Origin of the sequence: Mycobacterium hubeiense (genome assembly GCF_002838065.1) — a bacterium.
Classification (GTDB): domain Bacteria; phylum Actinomycetota; class Actinomycetes; order Mycobacteriales; family Mycobacteriaceae; genus Mycobacterium; species Mycobacterium hubeiense.
In genome coordinates this window covers 37,502-53,528 of the sequence record NZ_PIZU01000020.1, presented here as the reverse complement: position 1 = coordinate 53,528, position 16,027 = coordinate 37,502, and the positions used below count along the sequence as shown (strand labels likewise).

Here is a 16,027-nt window from a genome sequence, read left to right as displayed (position 1 = left end):
CACCGCGCGCGGTCCCCGTCATCAGCCCGGCGCCGCTGATGCCGGTCGCCGACTTCGGGCCCGTCGACCGTTTGCAGGGCTGGGCGATGACCGCCGTCATCACGGCGCTGGCCGCGGTGACGCGCTTCCTCAACCTCGGGTCGCCGACGGATGCGGGCACGCCGATCTTCGACGAGAAGCACTACGCGCCGCAGGCCTGGCAGGTGCTGCACAACCACGGTGTCGAGGACAACCCGGGCTACGGGCTGGTGGTGCACCCGCCGGTGGGTAAGCAGTTGATCGCGATCGGTGAGGCGCTCTTCGGCTACAACGGCCTGGGCTGGCGGTTCTCCGGGGCGGTCTGCGGCGTCATCATGGTGGCGCTGGTGGTGCGTATCGCGCGGCGGATGAGCCGCTCGACGTTGGTGGGCGGCATCGCCGGGCTGCTGATCATCGCCGACGGGGTGAGCTTCGTGGCGTCGCGCACGGCGCTGCTGGACGGGTTCCTGGCGATGTTCGTGGTGGCGGCGTTCGGCTGTTTGATCGTCGACCGCGATCAGGTGCGGGAGCGGATGCACATCACGCTGCTGGAGGGTCGCATCGGCGAAACGCCGTGGGGCCCGCGGCTGGGCGTTCGGTGGTGGCGGTTCGGCGCGGGCGTGCTACTCGGATTGGCTTGTGCGACAAAGTGGTCGGGGCTGTACTTCGTCGCGTTCTTCGGCGTGATGACGTTGGCGTTCGACATCGCGGCGCGCAGGCAGTATCGGGTGCCGCGGCCGTGGTTGGGCGCCTTTCGGCGGGACCTGGGCCCGTCAATGTATGCGCTGGTGCTGATTCCGTTCGGGGTGTACCTGGCGTCGTATGCGCCGTGGTTCGCATCCGAAACGGCCGTCGACCGGCACGAGGTGGGCCAGTCGATCGGTGAGCATTCGCTGCTGCCGCTGCCGGATGCGATCCGGTCGCTGTGGCATTACACGTACGCGGCGTACCGATTCCACTCCGGGTTGACCAATGCGGACGGCAACCATCATCCGTGGGAGTCGAAACCGTGGACGTGGCCGATGTCGCTGCGACCGGTGTTGTACGCGATCGACAACCAGGACGTGCCAGGGTGCGGGGCTACGTCCTGCGTCAAGGCGGTGATGCTGGTCGGCACGCCGGCGATGTGGTTCCTCGCGGTGCCGGTGCTGGGGTGGGCGCTGTGGCGGGCGTTTGTCCGGCGGGATTGGCGTTATGCCGCGATCCTGGTCGGCTACGGGGCGGGGTTCTTGCCGTGGTTCGCCGACATCGACCGGCAGATGTACTTCTTCTACGCGGCGACGATGGCGCCGTTCTTGGTGCTGGCGATCGCGATGATCTGCGGGGACATCCTGTATCAGCCAAGGCAGAACTCCGAGCGACGAACGCTGGGCCTGATCGCGGTGTGTTGCTATGTGGCACTGGTGATTACGAACTTCGCCTGGATGTACCCAATCTTGACGGGCATACCGATTTCACAGTCGACGTGGAATATGCAGATCTGGCTGCCCAGCTGGCGATAGTCCTGATTTCGGTCGCCGAAATGGAATTCCGGGTCGCCAAGCTCGCCTGTTGATAACCCTCGCTTCTGTCTCGCTCCATGTCGGTGCTTCGCAGCACTATCCGGCCATGGGAACAATATTCTTGGGCAGCGAAGCATTGGCACGCGGTGAAATCACCCGCGGCAGGTTGAGGTCGAGCTACGAGGCGCTTTTACCGGACGTCTACAGACTGCGGTTCGGCGAGCCGTCGCTCTACGACTACACCATGGCAGCGTGGCTATGGTCCAAACGCCGAGGAGTGATCACCGGACGAGCCGCGTCGGCACTCCACGGCGCGCTGTGGGTGGACGACGACGCGCCGATCGAACTGATCTGGAACAACAATCACCCTCCACCACGGATCATCGCCCGCAACGACCGGTTCGCCTACGACGAAGTCATGGAAATCAACGGCATGGCGGTCGCGACACCACAGCGGACGGCGTTTGATCTCGGCAGGTATCTGCCTCGCGATGCGGCCGTCGCACACCTTGACGCGCTCGCGCGGGCAACGGGGCTCTTGAGTGAGCACGTGCTGCCGCTCGTCGGCCAGTACAAGGGAGCCCGTGGCGTTCGGCGTCTCCGCGAGGCGCTTGACCTGATGGACGGCGGTGCGCAGTCTCCAAAGGAGACGTGGCTACGACTGCTGCTCATCGACGCGGGGTATCCGCGACCACAAACCCAGATTCCGGTGTTGGATGACTACGGCAATCCAATCGCATTTCTCGACATGGGGTGGGAAGACATCATGGTGGCCGCCGAGTACGACGGCGACCGTCATCAAAAGGATCGGCCGCGCTACGTCTGGGACAGAAGACGTCAAGCGTTCGTCGAACGCAGAGGGTGGATCGACATCCACGTCATCAAGGAGGATCGGCCACACGAAGTCCTCGAACGTGTCGCAGCGGCTTGGAGGCAGCGCGAGACAGAAGGCAGGGTCGTCAAACGGCCGGCTTAGCGACCGGGAATTCCATTTCGGCGCAGGCCGCTACAAGGGGTCGCGGGCCGCCGGACACGACATGCAGCGCGGCCCGCCGCGGCCAGTACCGAGCTCGGACGCCTCGATGGCCAACACTTCGATTCCAGAATCCGCCAGCCGCGCATTCGTTTCGGTGTTGCGCTCGTACGCCACCACCACACCCGGCGCCAACGCCAGCGTGTTGTTGCCGTCGTCCCATTGCTCGCGCTCGGCGGTGACCGGATCCAGCCCGGTGTCGATCACCCGCAGCCGGTCGATGCCCATCGCCTCGGCCGCGGCCTGAACAAACGGAACCGCATCGTCGATCTTCACCCCATCCGACGCACGGTGAATCGTGAACGCCGACAACGTATCCACCACATTCGGGTACATCACGACGGCGTCGACGTCGACCATCGTGCACACGGTGTCCAGATGCATCTGCGCCCGCGACTGCGCGATGGGCACCGCCAACACCGTATGCGCCAGGTCATCGTCAAACAGGCTGCGCGCCAGCGCCTCAGCCCCCGCCGGCGTCGTGCGCTCTCCCACCCCGACCGCGACGACGCCCGGCGCCAGCAGCAACACGTCGCCCCCTTCGACGGGCGCCGACCGCGACTCGTAGGCCCGCCGCACCCCGAGGAACCGCGGGTGATGCGCATAGATCAAGTCGGTCAGCGACGTCTCGCGCACCCGCGCCGGCAGGGCCAGCGACGTGATCGCCACCCGGGGCCCGATCCAGAACGACGAATCGCGGGTGAACAACAGGTTTGGTAGCGGCTCGATGACGAAATCCCCGCCGTGGTGCATCCGCCGCACCAGCGACAGCTCGCTGCCCGCGAACGGCAGTTCGGTGAACGTCATCCCCGCCATCAACACCCGCGCCAGCGCCGCCGCTTCCAACGTCCGCAAGTACGCCGAAAGCTCTTTCGCCAGCGGCAAACCCAGCCGTCGCGCGTCCACAGCCGCCGATATGCCGTGCATCCGGGCCGCCCCGCTGTGCGCCAACGCCTCGGTCAACAGGTCCGCCAGCAGCAGCACCTCGACCCCCCGCGACCGCAGCACCCCGGCGAACGCGTCGTGTTCCTCCTGCGCACGCGCCACCCACGGCAGCCCGTCGAACAGCAGCGCGTCGTTGTTCTGCGGTGTCAACCGCTGCAGTTCGGCGCCCGGGCGATGCAGGATGACCACCCGCAGCGTGCCGACCTCGGAGTCGCAGCCCAACGTCACAGTTAGCACCGTAACGCCCAACCGCACCTCAACTAAGGTTTAGCTCATGGAGATGCTCCACGAGTTGACGCCGGGCGAGATGTCCCGTCGCAGCGGTGTCGCCGTCTCTGCCCTGCACTTCTACGAACGAGAAGGCCTCATCACCAGCCGTCGCACGTCGGGCAACCAACGCCGCTACGCGCGCGAGACGCTGAGGCGCGTCGCGTTCATCCGCATGTCGCAACGGCTCGGCATCCCGCTTGCCCGCATCCGCGAGGCATTGGCCACCCTGCCCACCGACCGCGTCCCCACGAGCAAGGACTGGGCAAAACTCTCAGCCAGCTGGCAGCAGGACCTCGACGATCGCATCCTGCACCTACAGCGTCTGCGCGACAATCTCGCCGGCTGCATCGGCTGCGGCTGCCTGAGCCTCAAGGCGTGCGCGCTGGCCAACCCCGGCGACGAGCTGGCCGCCCAGGGCCCAGGCGCGGTGAACCTCTAGGCTTCGAACGCCTGTGCGATAGACTCGGCGCATGTCTGTGACGGTCCAGACTTCGCTGTTCGACCTCGCCGACCGCCGTCAGCTCGGCAACGGCGCATGGATCGAGGTGCGTTCCGGCTGGCTGACCGACGCCGACGAGCTTTTCGACGAGCTGATGGACGTCATCCCCTGGCGGGCCGAACGCCGGCACATGTACGACAAGGTCCTCGACGTGCCGCGGTTGGTCAGCTTCCACAACCTGGTCGACGAGCCGCCACCGCACCCGCGTCTCAAGCAGATCCGCCGCCGCCTCAACGACGCTTACGCCGGCGAGCTCGGCGAACCGTTCGTCACCGCGGGGTTGTGCCTGTACCGCGACGGCGACGACAGTGTCGCCTGGCACGGCGACACCATCGGCCGCAGCAGCACCGAGGACACCATGGTGGCGATCGTCAGCCTCGGCGCCACAAGGGTTTTCGCGTTGCGGCCGCGCGGCGGCGGCCGGTCGCTACGGCTGCAGCACCGCCATGGCGACCTCTTGGTGATGGGCGGCTCGTGCCAACGCACCTGGGAACACTCCATCCCCAAGACGTCCAGGCCGGTCGGGCCGCGGATCAGCATCCAGTTCCGCCCGCACGACGTCCGCTAACCCTTGACGGCGGCCACCGCGGCAGTCAACAGGTCACGCGCCCGCTGGGTGTTCACCGGCGCCACCGGCTTGCCCGGCACCGCCAGTGGATTGGCGGTGACGATCACCAGGAACGTGCCAAAGCTGGCGACGTAGTTGTACAGCTCGCCGGTGTGGGGTTTACCGTCGACCGTCGTCTGCACCACCCGATGTGTGGCCAGCGTGCGCGTCCCGTCGATCTGCGGGGACTCGACGACTTCGACCATCCCCCGCGTTGCGCCCGACGCGAACCCCACCTTCTGGCATTCCTCGCCGGGCTCGTTGAGCGGCACCGGCTCGGAGGTCTCGACGGCCATCGTGATGTAGCGGTTGCCCTGACCCTCGGCGGTGGTGGCGGCCATGTTGCCCTTCAACCCCTCGGGCAGCACCTGCGCCTGCGCGAACTTCGCGCAATCGGCGGGTTCGAATTTGACGCCGGGCGGCATCGGTTGCGGCGCCAGCACTTTCGGGTCGACGCCGGTGGGGCCAACGGTGCTGACCTTGAACTCGGGCCCGAAGCTGGACTTCACATTCGCGACGTTGGCGATGTCGGCGCGCGACAGGTCCTCGGTCGCACACCCCGCCAGCACGCAAGCGGCTGCGACGGCCAACATCCGGTTCAGCATCGCCGCCAATGTACCGGGCGATCGCTCGTCAACCGCGTAACGCCAACACCGTTTTCACCAGCAGACCCGACGCGAACTCCGCGCCCAGCGGCGGCTGCGCCGATCCCGGATCGCTGACGACGGTGACGAATGCGACGTGCTCGCCCAGGTAGGCGGTGAAGGTGTCGGCGTGCGACCGCGTCTGGGTGCCCCCTTCGACGACGGTCTGCGCGTCGGTCGCCAGGCCGACGGTCTGCGCGCCCTCGATCGCCGGCGCGTCGACGCGCGTGACCGTGCCGCTGGTGTGCCCCGCCGCGACCGTCCACTGGCGGCACTCCGCGAGCAGCGCGGGATCCAGCGCGGGCGCGCCGTCGGCGACCACGACGTAGACGATCCCGCCCGCCCCCGACGCCGACCATCCCCGTGTCCTCGCACTGGGCGCCGGATCTGCGAGCGCAGCGCACTGCGGCGGGTCGACGCGCCACCCCGCCCCGAATCCCCACACCGCCAACGGTGCCGCCGGGCCCGCGACACCGGTGACTTCGTAGCCCGGCGGCAGCTCGGTGCGCACCCGCTCGATGTTGGCGGGCTTCACGTCGCGCGGCGGTGCCGAGGTAGTGGTCAACGGCGCTGGCGGCTGTCCGCATGCGGCCACGCACAGTGCCACCGAGCAGGCCGCCAAGACGCGCACGCGCCGTTGATACCACACCGTGCAACGGATCGAGGCTCATGAGCGATCAACAAGTAGCGGGGCAAGCGAAGGAGGCTGTCATGCGCGCAGTGTGGGGTGTGGCAGCAGCGATTACGGCGGGTGCGGTGCTGGCGCCCGTCGGAGAGGCCACGGCACAGCCCGTCACCCAGGGCGATGCCATCCAGACGATCGGTCTGCTGGAGGCCGAGGGCTACAACGTCGTCATCGACCGCGTGGGCAGCGGCCCTTTGGACCAATGCATCGTCACGAGCGTCCGCAACCCGCAAGAGGTGACGCGCACGTTCTTCGTCGGCGAGGGCAAGCGCCGTGAGCGGGTGACGGTGGTGGTCAGCAAGTCGATCACGGTCTCGCTGAACTGCGACGTGTGATCAGGCGGCGTCGTCTGCGGCGCCCGTATCGGCCTCGCCGCCAGGGTCTTTCGTTTCGGTGTCGGCGGGCTCGGAGCGTTGGCCCGTCAGCGCGCCCAGGATGCGCTTCAACGGCCGATCACGTGCTGGCGCAAGGCTTTTACGCTCGGTCTCGCTGGCGTCGAACGACTCCCGGACGATCGACCGCAGCGGGCCCCGCTTCCTAGGCGGCGTTGAGTCGTCTGGCGTCGACGCTTGCAGCGCTGTGTTGGGTTCCTCGGTGTCGACGGCCGCGGCTGGCTCGGGATCCTGCTCGCGGGCGGGTTCAGCGGTCGAAGGCACTTCCTCGCCCGTCACTTTGTCGTAGGTCGTTCCGCCAACCCCGAAGGGACGGAACACATCTGCGGTGCCCAGAGGCCGCCCGAGTCCAGCTTCCTGCACCCCGTCATCGATACCGACTGGGATCGACCCCGCCACGTTGACGACCACGGTGACGGGGTTCGCCGTCGGCAGCAGTTGAAATTGCACGTGTTCGCCTGGGCTGGCGGTCCGGACGTGGCCCGCCTCGACCAAGACCCGCAGCGGTGCGTCGATGACCGCCAGAATCGGTCCGGGAACGCCGGCCTGCTCCAGCGGGATGAGGATCGGCAGTCGGCGAGCCGGGATCAGGTAGTAGTGCGTATCGCCGTAGGTGCCCTGATCGATGACCATCGGGTCGTTCAGGGATCGGCTCGGAACCTGCCCATGGAGGTAGTAGTACGCGGCGGCGGAGTTGGCCCAGGCCAACAGATTCCACGGAGACGCGGGCGCGTCGCCGCCGAGCATGTCGTATTGCTGCGCGACGTCGGTGGTCGGAATGTTGCCGTCCGTCGGCGTGGGGCCGTGGAAGGTGATCCCGACAATCGGGATCGTCATGCCCTCGAAGCCGCGCGCCAAGATACCGCCGTTGGGCCGCATCGGATTCGCGATCAGAAAGAACTCGACGTCGGTCGGCGCTTCCGTGGGATCCTCGATGAGGTCCCGTTTGACGAGCGAAGCGACGACCGCACTCTCCGAATATCCGAAGACCTTGAACTCATCACCCTCGGCCGGAGCCACCGACCCCGGCACGCTTTGGTTGTAGTCGCAACTGGCCGGCGTCCGCAGACAGCCGTTCAGGTTGTCGCGTCCGGCAGCGACGGAATCGTCGAAGGTCGTCGTGCCGAACACCGGAAAGAACTGCGCGGGGTAGATCACCGCCACCCGGTTGATGTTCTGGGTGTCGCCGGGATCGATGTAGTGGTCCTCCGCGTCGGCCATGTACCCGGTGACGAAGTCGAGCGAGTCCGGCGGTGTGGACATCGGATGCGCCGCCCCGCCCATGATCAACGCGGTCGTCGCCAGCAGCTGTACGGCGGCGGTCATGGCGGTGGACACGCCGAGTGCGACTGTCCCGGCGACGGCCAACAGCACCACACTCAGCGAACGCAATGTCCGACGCATGATCCAAACCTCTTCCTCGGACCAGCCGCACCGCAGCAATCGCACACCGAAGCCGTCGATCGCTCTCAGTTATGGACTGCGAAGCCGACATCGCAGTACAGGGAATCTTGCCCCTGAGTTGGCTAATTCAGAGGCGAAACCGCAAAGCAGATCTGTCAAATACTTGCCAAGGCAAACAGAATTGATTTCCAAGTCAAGAAGATTCGCCATTGCAAACTCCAGCAAACGGGTGCCCGCGTGTCCCCGCCGAGCAGTCCCGTCGCGTATAGGCTCTGGCGCATGAAGAAGCCAGTGCTCGCCAGCCGAATCGTCATCGCCGCCGTCGTGGTGGGCATGGCGGTGGCCGGCTGCAGTACCGACACCAAGACGGAGGCACCTGCTGCGCAGGAGACGACGACGGCCAGCCCGCAGGCGTCGGGCCCGCGGTACACGATCCCCGACTACATCAAAGAGAACGGCATCGTCGATACCCGTGTGCGCCGTGGCGATCCCGGATCGCCCACCGTCAATCTCCCCATCCCGCCCGGCTGGCAGGACGCCGGCCCGCGCACGCGGGAATGGGCGTGGCAGGAACTCGTCTTTACCGACCCGACGGTGGCGCAGGACCCGCCGAGGATCATCGCGCAGATGTCCAAGCTCACCGGGAATGTCGACCCGGCCAAGATCCTCGAATTCGCGCCGGGCGAACTGCAGAATCTGCCCGGCTGGGAAGGCGGCAACGGCAACGCCGACAAGCTCGGCGGCTTCGACGCATGGCAGACCGGCGGCATGTACATCAAGGACGGCGCCAGGCGGGCCATCGCGCAGAAGACGGTGGTCATCCCCGGCCAGGACGGACTGTACGTGTTGCAACTACAGGCCGATGGGCTGCGGGAAAACATCGGGGCGTTGATGGATGCCACCGCCGTGATCGACGACCAGACGACGATCACGCCGTAAGTCAGGCCCGCGAGATCGCCGACGCCTCAGCGATCAGCGCGGGCGTCGGACGCACGCCGGTGTAGCGCTCGAACTGCTCGGCGGCCTGGAGAGCGATCACCTCCGCGCCGGTGATGACGTCGACGCCGGCCGCCCGCGCCGCGGTGATCAACGGTGTCTCCGACGGCATCGCGACCACGTCGAAGACGGTGTGCGCGTGGGTGATTGTGTCATTGTCGAACGCGCTGCTGCGTTCGTCGGGGCCACCGGCCATGCCGATCGGGGTAACGTTGACGACCACCGCGGCGGTACGGCCGCCGACGTCGTCGGCGTAGTCATAACCCAGCCGCTCGGCAAGCGCCTGACCGGTCGACCGGTTGCGCGCGACGATCGTGCCGTCGCGAAAACCGCTGTCGCGGAACGCCGCACCGACGGCGTTGGCCATGCCGCCGCTGCCACGGATCAGCACAGACTGTCCCGCGTCGAGCGCGTATTCGGCGATGAGCCGTTGCACGGCAAGGTAATCGGTGTTGGAGGCGATCAGCCGGCCGTCCTGGTTGGCGATCGTATTGACAGCATAGATCGCCCGCGCCGACGGCTCGACCTCGTCCACAAGCGCAATGACGTCCTGCTTGAACGGCATCGACACCGAACAGCCGCGGATGCCGAGCGCTCGAACGCCGGCGATGGCCGCCGCGATGTCGGTCGTGGTGAACGCCTTGTAGATGAAGTCCAGCCCCAGCCGGTTGTACAGATAGTTGTGAAACCGCGTGCCGATGTTGCTCGGCCGGCCCGACAGCGAGATACAGACGCGGGTGTCCTTCGAAAGTGGTTGCCTCATCAGCCGACTGCCCGGATCACCTGGCGGGCCACAGCGTGGATCTGATCGACCAGCTCCGGCGAGATGGCCAGCGCGCTTTCGTCCGGTACGTCGATCGTGGTGGTCACGACACCGAGATCTTCGCGGTGCCAATGCGCGCCGAAGCGGTCCAGGATCTTGCGCATCGGGAAGTTCTCGCTCAACACCCGCGCCGTGAACCGTTGCACGCCATCACAACTGGCGGCCACAGCCAGAGCGTCCATCAGCAACGTGCCGACACCGCGGCCCTGGTAGTCGTCGCCGACGATGAACGCCACCTCGGCGGTTGACGGATCCTTCTCGTCGCGGACGAACCGCGCGTCGGCCACCACGGAGTCGGCCTCGTCGGTCATCACCCAGACGAAGTGATCGACGTAGTCCACCTCGAACAAGTACGTCATTAAGGATTTGGTGGGAGCGCGCGTCGACTGGAACCGCCGGTACAGCGTGTCGCTGGAGAATTCGACAGGCCCCTGGGTGGTCCGCTCACTGTCGCCGGGCAGCACGGGCCGCAGGTACATCTGGGTGCCGTCGCGCAGGTGGACCGGGATCGGGGTGATGAACGCGGCCAGGCGCTGGCGGGCGATGCGCACCAACTTCTCCACCATGCCGGGCAGTTCCAGCATGGCGGAGAATGCTTCTTGGCCACCGACCCAGCCGGAGAGCCGGTCCAGAGCGACGACGGTCGCGGTGCGCGGCGCGTACCGCAGCAGGGCGATCTCACCGAGGATCATGCCGGGCGTCACGGTGACGACGGTGGTCGCGCCGTCGGCAGCGGTGTGAGTGACTTCGGCTCGGCCAGATCCGATGAGCAAGAAGGACACCGCATGCTCGCCCTGGCGCATCAGCACCTGCCCGGGGGCAGCAGTGACTGGCCGTAGCAGCCCCGCCAATGGCGCGAGGGCCTCGGTGGAGCAGCCGGCAAAGAATTCCAATGCCGCGAGCTCGCCGGCGCGGACGGCGGTCAATCCGGCCACGTCACGAGGCTACGGCGTTCTCGTCACCGCGAGCAAGGGTATGCTGATATGCCTTGCGTCACTGGGCCTTTGATGGCATCAAGCCTCTGGCCACGATCACGCAGAGATCGGCGGAGACGGTCGCGAGTTCGTCGGTGGTTTCCCGCGGGTCATCGAGCCAGTGTTCGATGATCTGGTTGACGCCGCCGACCATGAAGCGTGCGGCGCGGCGGAGCTCGGTGGGATCCCCTGCGACATCACCAATGACGTCCGGTGCGTATTGGATGATCAAGTCGGTGATCATGTCGAGGATCTGTGCGCGGTGTTTGGCCAGCCCCGGAACACTGCTGACGTCGCCGGTGGCGATGCGATGGACGTGCGGGTCGGCGGCGATGAGGTCGAGAAATGCCTTCAGGGCCGACCGCAGTTTATCCCGCAGCGTGCCTGGGTCACCGATGCCGGCGGCGACGAGGGCTTCGAGCAGTTCGTCACGAACGTCGTCGGCGACGGCGAACAGCAGCGCGTCGCGGTTAGGGAAGTGTTCGTAGAAGTAGCGCGGGATCAGCCCGGCGGCGGTGCACACGCCGCGGACGGTCACGTCGGCGACACCGGACTCACCCCAGATCTTGCGCCCCGCGGCGAGGAGTTTGCGGCGGCGTTCGGCACGACGGTCGGCCGCGCTGATGCCGCCGTAGTCGCGAACCACTTCCGCGCGCTTCATTGACAGCACGATACCCGCGACCTACATTCGGCACACATGCGTTATCCAAATTGACGCCCGAGGAGCGCTGCGATGAACACGTCGATCCCGGCTCGGCATCCCGACCAACCGCGCCCGGTGCCGACTGCTGTTCGGTTGTTCGCGACGGTGATGGGCGTGGGCGAGCCGACGCCGGAACAGTGGCGCGAGCTCGGCGAGCAGTTGACCGTCGGCGACGAACCGATGGATCGCCTGGTCGAGTGGATGTCGGCCACCGGCATGGAGCAGACGCGGCCGCTGTTCGATCGCGCGCTCACCGAAGGCATTGCCAATGTGCCCGAGGCGCCGGAGCCATTGCGTGAGTTCTTCCAGAAGGTCGAGACGGTTCCCGATTGGGTCGACTGGGACCAGCTGCGGCGGGGGCAGCGGGCGATGCGACGCGGCGGCGCCGACGGCATATACATTGCGCGAGACGTGGCTTTGCTTGGCGGCTACCAGTTTTCGGGATTCAACAAGACGCTCGTGCGGACCGGCGCTCTGGAGAAGGGCTCGAACAAGCGATTCGCCGAGACCATGCAGTGGGCGTTGGACATCATCGCCGACGGCGGCATGGTCCCGTCGGGTATCGGTTACCAGTCGACGCTGCGGGTGCGACTGATCCACGCGTTCGTGCGCCGGCACGTCGCGGCGATGCCCGACTGGCGCGGCGACGAGTGGGGTGTACCGGTCAACCAGACGGATATGGCGGCCACGCTGGTCGGCGCGCTCATCGCGCCGCCGGCGGGAGCGCTGGGGATGGGAATCGTGCCCGCGCGAGGCGATTTGGACGCCATCGCGCACCTGACGCGCTACGTTGGCTATTTGATCGGCGTGCGCGACGAGTGGCTGCCGCGCAACTTCCGCGATGGCATCCGCGTGCTCTATCACACGCTCACCGCGCTTTCAGAACCCGACGAGTCGACGAAGCAGCTGGCGATGCCCATGGCCGACGACCCGCTGGCCTGGCTATACCGCACGCTGCCCGGCCTGCGTCGTCGTCTCGCAAGAGCGCAGCACCTGTCGGTGGCGAGCGGCTTCCTAGGCCCCCGCGCGATGCGTTCGTTGGGCCTGCCCGCGTATGTGCCGCCGTGGTACCCGGTGCTGCGGTTGCCGGTGAATGTCGCCCGCAGTGTCGCCGCCATTGCGGTGCCTGGCGGGATGGACCGCGCCGCTGCGCGCGGTTCGCGCGAGCAGAAAGCGTTGCTGCGCACGATGATCGGTGACGACGACGCCACGATCGGCCAGTCTGCGGCGCACGTGAGTCAGGTGGCGTAAGACGCAGCAGTTACTAACGCTTGACGTTAGTAACGCAAGCCGTTAGTATTGGCTGGTGATCCGCTCGTTCAGCGACGGCGACACCCAAAAGATCTGGGACCTGAGCTGCCCGAAGGGGATCAGCAAAGAGCTCGCGAAAGCGGCTCGCCGGAAGCTGCAAATCCTCGACGCCGCGGAGAACATCAATGACCTGAGAGTTCCGCCGGGCAACCGCTTGGAGAAGCTCCAACCGCCTCGCGAAGGACAACACAGTATCCGTGTCAATGACCAGTACCGCATCTGCTTCAGATGGAGCAATGGCGGCGCAGACGATGTCGAGTTGGTCGATTACCACTGAGAAAGGAGGAGGCAATGGCTGATTTCGCACCTACCCACCCTGGTGAGATTCTCGCCGAGGACTTCCTCGGGCCGATGGGCATCAGTGCTTACCGTCTCGCCAAGGAGATCAACGTCCCGCAGACGCGGCTGAGCGAGATCCTCTCAGGCCGGCGCTCTATCACCGCTGACACAGGGCTGCGGCTGTCGCGGGCACTCGGCGTCAGCGACATGTTCTGGATCAATTTACAGGCACGCTACGACGCCGACCTGGTGCGCCTTGAGAAGAACGAAGAGCTGGAGCGCATTCACCGGCTGGCAGCCAATGTCTGAATCTGACGACGGCGTCGGAGTATTCAAAGTGCTGCATGCCGCCTAAAGGCCTGCGGGACAATGGAATCGATGTCGCGTACTACTAGCATCGCTCGCGCTGCCGCGGCCGCTCTCGTGGCGGCGGCCGTGTTCGTCGGGAGTGCGGCGACGTCGGTGGCTCAACCGGACTACCCCGTCATGCCCACCGATAACGTCACCGGGCCGTTTCCAGTGACCAAAGTGTCTGATGGAGACACGATCTGGGTCGACAACAACGGTGCACGCGAGAAGGTCCGCCTGATCGGAATGGACACCCCAGAGCTACACGACCCTCGTAAGCCGGTGGAGTGCTTCGCGCAACAGGCATTCGAGCGCGCCGCCGCCGTTTTGAACGGCCAATCGGTGTACCTCGAGAGAGACCCATTCCAGGACGCCGTCGATCGGTACGGGCGCACCCTCGCCTACGTGTGGACCGGCACCGGTCGGCTGTTCAATCTGGACATGATTTATGACGGGTTCGCCCACGAGTACACCTACGAGCTGCCGTACAAATACCAGGACCGCTTCCGCGCGGCAGAAGTGGATGCGCGCACCAATGGGCGAGGCCTGTGGGCACCCGCCGCTTGCGCGGCATAGGCAGTGACCTGCTCGAATGTTGTGGAGCTAAGGGGAATCGAACCCCTGACCTACTCGATGCGAACGAGTCGCGCTACCAACTGCGCCATAGCCCCTGATACCGGTAGCACAGGCTACCAGTCCCGCGGCGTCGATCGAAAACTACTGGCCCGCTGCGCGTGGCAGGTCGTAGTGGCGCGCCGACGGCGCGTAATCGAGGTGCTCGAAGATGGGGTCTTCGTCGTCGATCTCCAGCACCGCTGAGCCCGGTCGACGCAGCCGCGACGGCACCACGTCGTATTCGCGGTCGTCGGTGTTTTCCACCCCCAACCGCGCCCGCGCCATCCGCTGGGCGCGCCGGCGCCGTAGCCGCTCCTCGATGCGGGTCTGACGCCGCAGGTACGCCAGGTAGAGCACCGTCACCGCGCCGGTCGAAGCACACACCCACCACGACCACGGCACCTGGAAGTACCCCGCGACGGCCGAGGCCATCAGCACCGCCGCCATGCCCGCCAACATCCGCTTGCGGAACGCGTACTTGCGGGCGCTCACCACCGCCGCCGTGGTGGTTTCGCGACGGCGGCGACGCGCGGCACTCACCGACTCGGCGATCTGCAGATCCGTCTCCGACGGCGCCTCCAGCCCCGATGAGTCGTCGACGTATTCGTACTCGTCCTCGCTGCCGTCCGCTTCCGCTTCTGGCTCGACGGGCTCCTCAACCTCGACGGGCTCTTCGGGCTCCTCAGTCTCGACGGACTCGACGGGCTCCTCGTCGAAATCCAATGGCAGCTCTTCGGTTTGGCCGACGGGCAACGCCGCCGCATCCTCGTCGATGACGTCGACGTCGAGATACTCGGGCTCGGGCTCTTCGACGACCGCTTCGGCCACCACCACCGAACGCTCGGCCGGCTCCTCCTCGGGCTCGTCGAGCTCGTCGAGGTCCTCGTCTTCGTCCGCCGGCTGCCAATCCGGGTCGCTGTTGTGGCCGGCCGCGGGTCCGCGCCGCCGCAGCCGCGGGTTTTGCCCGCTGTTCAGCACACGCGTCGCCAACGCCACGTCGCTGGTGCGCCGAACGGCGTCCCGCTTACTGATCAACATCGGAACCAGCACGAAGAGCCAGAGCACGACGAGGGAGATCCATAGGAGGGATTGGGGGATGCTTGGCATGTAGCCTGCTCCTTTCCCCTTCAGGCTAGGTCCGTGACCAGCGCAGCCACCGACGGCGCGCCGAGACAATTACACACCTGTAATTCACTCGATACAAGCACCACCAGTAACAAATGTCACAGCAGTCACAGCCTTAGGCGTTGAGATTGCGCTCACGGTCGTGCCGACGGCCGATTTACAGCCCTGAATGCAATCTCAACGCAGGAAACGGCAACAGCTACGACCAGCTCGCCAATCCCGAGCGCACCAGCGCCGACGTCGCCGACCCCTGTAGCTCGTCGATCGTGATCGCCACCAACAGGTGGTCGCGCCACGCGCCGTCGACCTCGAGGTACCGCCGCAGCAGCCCCTCCTCGCGAAAGCCCACCTTCGCCAGCACCGCCCGGCTCGCCGCGTTCTCCGGGCGCACCGTCGCCTCGACGCGATGCAGCATCACCGGGCCGAAGCAATGGTCCAACCCCAGTGCCAATGCCGCGGTCGCCACTCCCCCGCCCGTCGCCGAGCTGGCCACCCAATACCCGATCCACGCCGAGCGCAGCGCGCCATGCGTGACGTTCCCGATCGTGAGCTGGCCGGTGAACTGCCCGTCCAGTTCGATCACATACGGCAGCATCCGACCCTTGCGCGCCTCCGCCCGCAGCCCTGAGCACACCGCTGGCCACGACGAAATCGCATGCCGCACTTCCCAATCCACGCCCGTGACGGGCTCCCACGGCTCCAGATGCGCACGGTCGGCCAACCTGATGCGGCTCCACGCCGCAGCGTCGCGCAGCCGCACCGGCCGCAGCCGCACCACACCCGCGGGCACCCGCAAAGGACCCACCGGCATCGGCCAGCCGGGATGCATCGAGGTTGAACGCCACAGGTTCACG

General features: G+C 66.5%; 19 protein-coding genes and 1 tRNA gene. 10 read left to right on the top strand and 10 right to left on the bottom strand.

What is annotated here, in order from left to right; genetic code table 11:
* Nucleotides 1-38 precede the first annotated feature (38 nt).
* Complete coding sequence (locus CWS39_RS16340; RefSeq protein WP_199178152.1) at nt 39-1,520, top strand: dolichyl-phosphate-mannose--protein mannosyltransferase; 1,482 nt, start codon at nt 39-41, stop codon at nt 1,518-1,520.
* 106 nt (nt 1,521-1,626) lie between these two features.
* Nucleotides 1,627-2,496, top strand: coding sequence for a type IV toxin-antitoxin system AbiEi family antitoxin (locus CWS39_RS16335; protein ID WP_102143979.1), 870 nt, complete (start codon nt 1,627-1,629; stop codon nt 2,494-2,496).
* Between the two features lie 30 nt (nt 2,497-2,526).
* Here the strand turns inward: CWS39_RS16335 and arcA are convergent, their stop codons facing one another.
* On the bottom strand, nt 2,527-3,735 hold the full coding sequence (gene arcA / locus CWS39_RS16330; RefSeq protein ID WP_102143978.1) for an arginine deiminase: 1,209 nt from the start codon (nt 3,733-3,735) through the stop codon (nt 2,527-2,529).
* A 37-nt stretch (nt 3,736-3,772) separates the two neighbouring features.
* Between arcA and soxR the strand changes: the two genes are divergently transcribed.
* The gene (gene soxR, locus CWS39_RS16325; RefSeq protein WP_102143977.1) at nt 3,773-4,207 is read left to right on the top strand and encodes a redox-sensitive transcriptional activator SoxR; all 435 of its coding nucleotides are present in this window, start codon (nt 3,773-3,775) and stop codon (nt 4,205-4,207) included.
* Between the two features lie 31 nt (nt 4,208-4,238).
* Nucleotides 4,239-4,835, top strand: coding sequence for an alpha-ketoglutarate-dependent dioxygenase AlkB (locus tag CWS39_RS16320; RefSeq protein ID WP_102143976.1), 597 nt, complete (start codon nt 4,239-4,241; stop codon nt 4,833-4,835).
* Here CWS39_RS16320 and CWS39_RS16315 read toward each other — a convergent pair.
* Nucleotides 4,832-5,479, bottom strand: a complete 648-nt coding sequence (locus CWS39_RS16315) for a DUF5642 family protein (protein ID WP_102143975.1) — start codon at nt 5,477-5,479, stop codon at nt 4,832-4,834. The genes CWS39_RS16320 and CWS39_RS16315 overlap by 4 nt on opposite strands.
* Before the next feature lie 28 nt (nt 5,480-5,507).
* Nucleotides 5,508-6,149 carry a DUF5642 family protein gene (locus CWS39_RS16310; RefSeq protein ID WP_102144026.1) on the bottom strand — a complete coding sequence of 214 codons (642 nt, stop codon included), beginning with the start codon at nt 6,147-6,149 and terminating at the stop codon, nt 5,508-5,510.
* Nucleotides 6,150-6,229: 80 nt separating this feature from the next.
* Between CWS39_RS16310 and CWS39_RS16305 the strand changes: the two genes are divergently transcribed.
* Nucleotides 6,230-6,538, top strand: a complete 309-nt coding sequence (locus CWS39_RS16305) for a hypothetical protein (RefSeq protein ID WP_102143974.1) — start codon at nt 6,230-6,232, stop codon at nt 6,536-6,538.
* On the opposite strand, the gene CWS39_RS16300 is transcribed toward CWS39_RS16305, so the two are convergent.
* On the bottom strand, nt 6,539-7,999 hold the full coding sequence (locus CWS39_RS16300; protein WP_142386859.1) for a PE-PPE domain-containing protein: 1,461 nt from the start codon (nt 7,997-7,999) through the stop codon (nt 6,539-6,541).
* Between the two features lie 279 nt (nt 8,000-8,278).
* Between CWS39_RS16300 and lpqN the strand changes: the two genes are divergently transcribed.
* A complete protein-coding gene (gene lpqN / locus CWS39_RS16295) occupies nt 8,279-8,938 on the top strand; it encodes an envelope biogenesis lipoprotein LpqN (RefSeq protein ID WP_102143972.1) in 660 nt (219 codons plus the stop codon).
* A 1-nt stretch (nt 8,939) separates the two neighbouring features.
* On the opposite strand, the gene CWS39_RS16290 is transcribed toward lpqN, so the two are convergent.
* From CWS39_RS16290 to CWS39_RS16280, 3 genes are read right to left on the bottom strand one after another with little or no spacing between them, the layout of a single operon-like run.
* Nucleotides 8,940-9,758, bottom strand: a complete 819-nt coding sequence (locus CWS39_RS16290; RefSeq protein WP_102143971.1) for a shikimate 5-dehydrogenase — start codon at nt 9,756-9,758, stop codon at nt 8,940-8,942.
* Nucleotides 9,758-10,753 (bottom strand): acetyltransferase Pat, encoded by a 996-nt coding sequence (pat, locus tag CWS39_RS16285; protein WP_102143970.1) that lies wholly within the window; start codon nt 10,751-10,753, stop codon nt 9,758-9,760. The genes CWS39_RS16290 and pat overlap by 1 nt, the downstream gene beginning before the upstream one ends.
* Before the next feature lie 58 nt (nt 10,754-10,811).
* Nucleotides 10,812-11,453, bottom strand: coding sequence for a TetR/AcrR family transcriptional regulator (locus tag CWS39_RS16280; RefSeq protein ID WP_102143969.1), 642 nt, complete (start codon nt 11,451-11,453; stop codon nt 10,812-10,814).
* A 72-nt stretch (nt 11,454-11,525) separates the two neighbouring features.
* Between CWS39_RS16280 and CWS39_RS16275 the strand changes: the two genes are divergently transcribed.
* From CWS39_RS16275 to CWS39_RS16260, 4 genes are all read left to right on the top strand, one after another.
* Nucleotides 11,526-12,746 carry an oxygenase MpaB family protein gene (locus CWS39_RS16275; protein WP_102143968.1) on the top strand — a complete coding sequence of 407 codons (1,221 nt, stop codon included), beginning with the start codon at nt 11,526-11,528 and terminating at the stop codon, nt 12,744-12,746.
* A 55-nt stretch (nt 12,747-12,801) separates the two neighbouring features.
* Nucleotides 12,802-13,083, top strand: a complete 282-nt coding sequence (locus CWS39_RS16270) for a type II toxin-antitoxin system RelE/ParE family toxin (RefSeq protein WP_102143967.1) — start codon at nt 12,802-12,804, stop codon at nt 13,081-13,083.
* Between the two features lie 14 nt (nt 13,084-13,097).
* A complete protein-coding gene (locus tag CWS39_RS16265) occupies nt 13,098-13,394 on the top strand; it encodes a HigA family addiction module antitoxin (protein ID WP_102143966.1) in 297 nt (98 codons plus the stop codon).
* 69 nt (nt 13,395-13,463) lie between these two features.
* On the top strand, nt 13,464-14,009 hold the full coding sequence (locus CWS39_RS16260; RefSeq protein WP_233213537.1) for a thermonuclease family protein: 546 nt from the start codon (nt 13,464-13,466) through the stop codon (nt 14,007-14,009).
* Nucleotides 14,010-14,031: 22 nt separating this feature from the next.
* Here the strand turns inward: CWS39_RS16260 and CWS39_RS16255 are convergent.
* The 3 genes from CWS39_RS16255 to CWS39_RS16245 form a co-directional block, all read right to left on the bottom strand.
* A tRNA-Ala gene (locus CWS39_RS16255) sits at nt 14,032-14,104 on the bottom strand.
* Between the two features lie 46 nt (nt 14,105-14,150).
* On the bottom strand, nt 14,151-15,155 hold the full coding sequence (sepX, locus tag CWS39_RS16250) for a divisome protein SepX/GlpR (RefSeq protein WP_102143964.1): 1,005 nt from the start codon (nt 15,153-15,155) through the stop codon (nt 14,151-14,153).
* Nucleotides 15,156-15,372: 217 nt separating this feature from the next.
* Nucleotides 15,373-16,026, bottom strand: coding sequence for a GNAT family N-acetyltransferase (locus CWS39_RS16245; protein WP_102143963.1), 654 nt, complete (start codon nt 16,024-16,026; stop codon nt 15,373-15,375).
* Between the last annotated feature and the right edge of the window lies 1 nt (nt 16,027).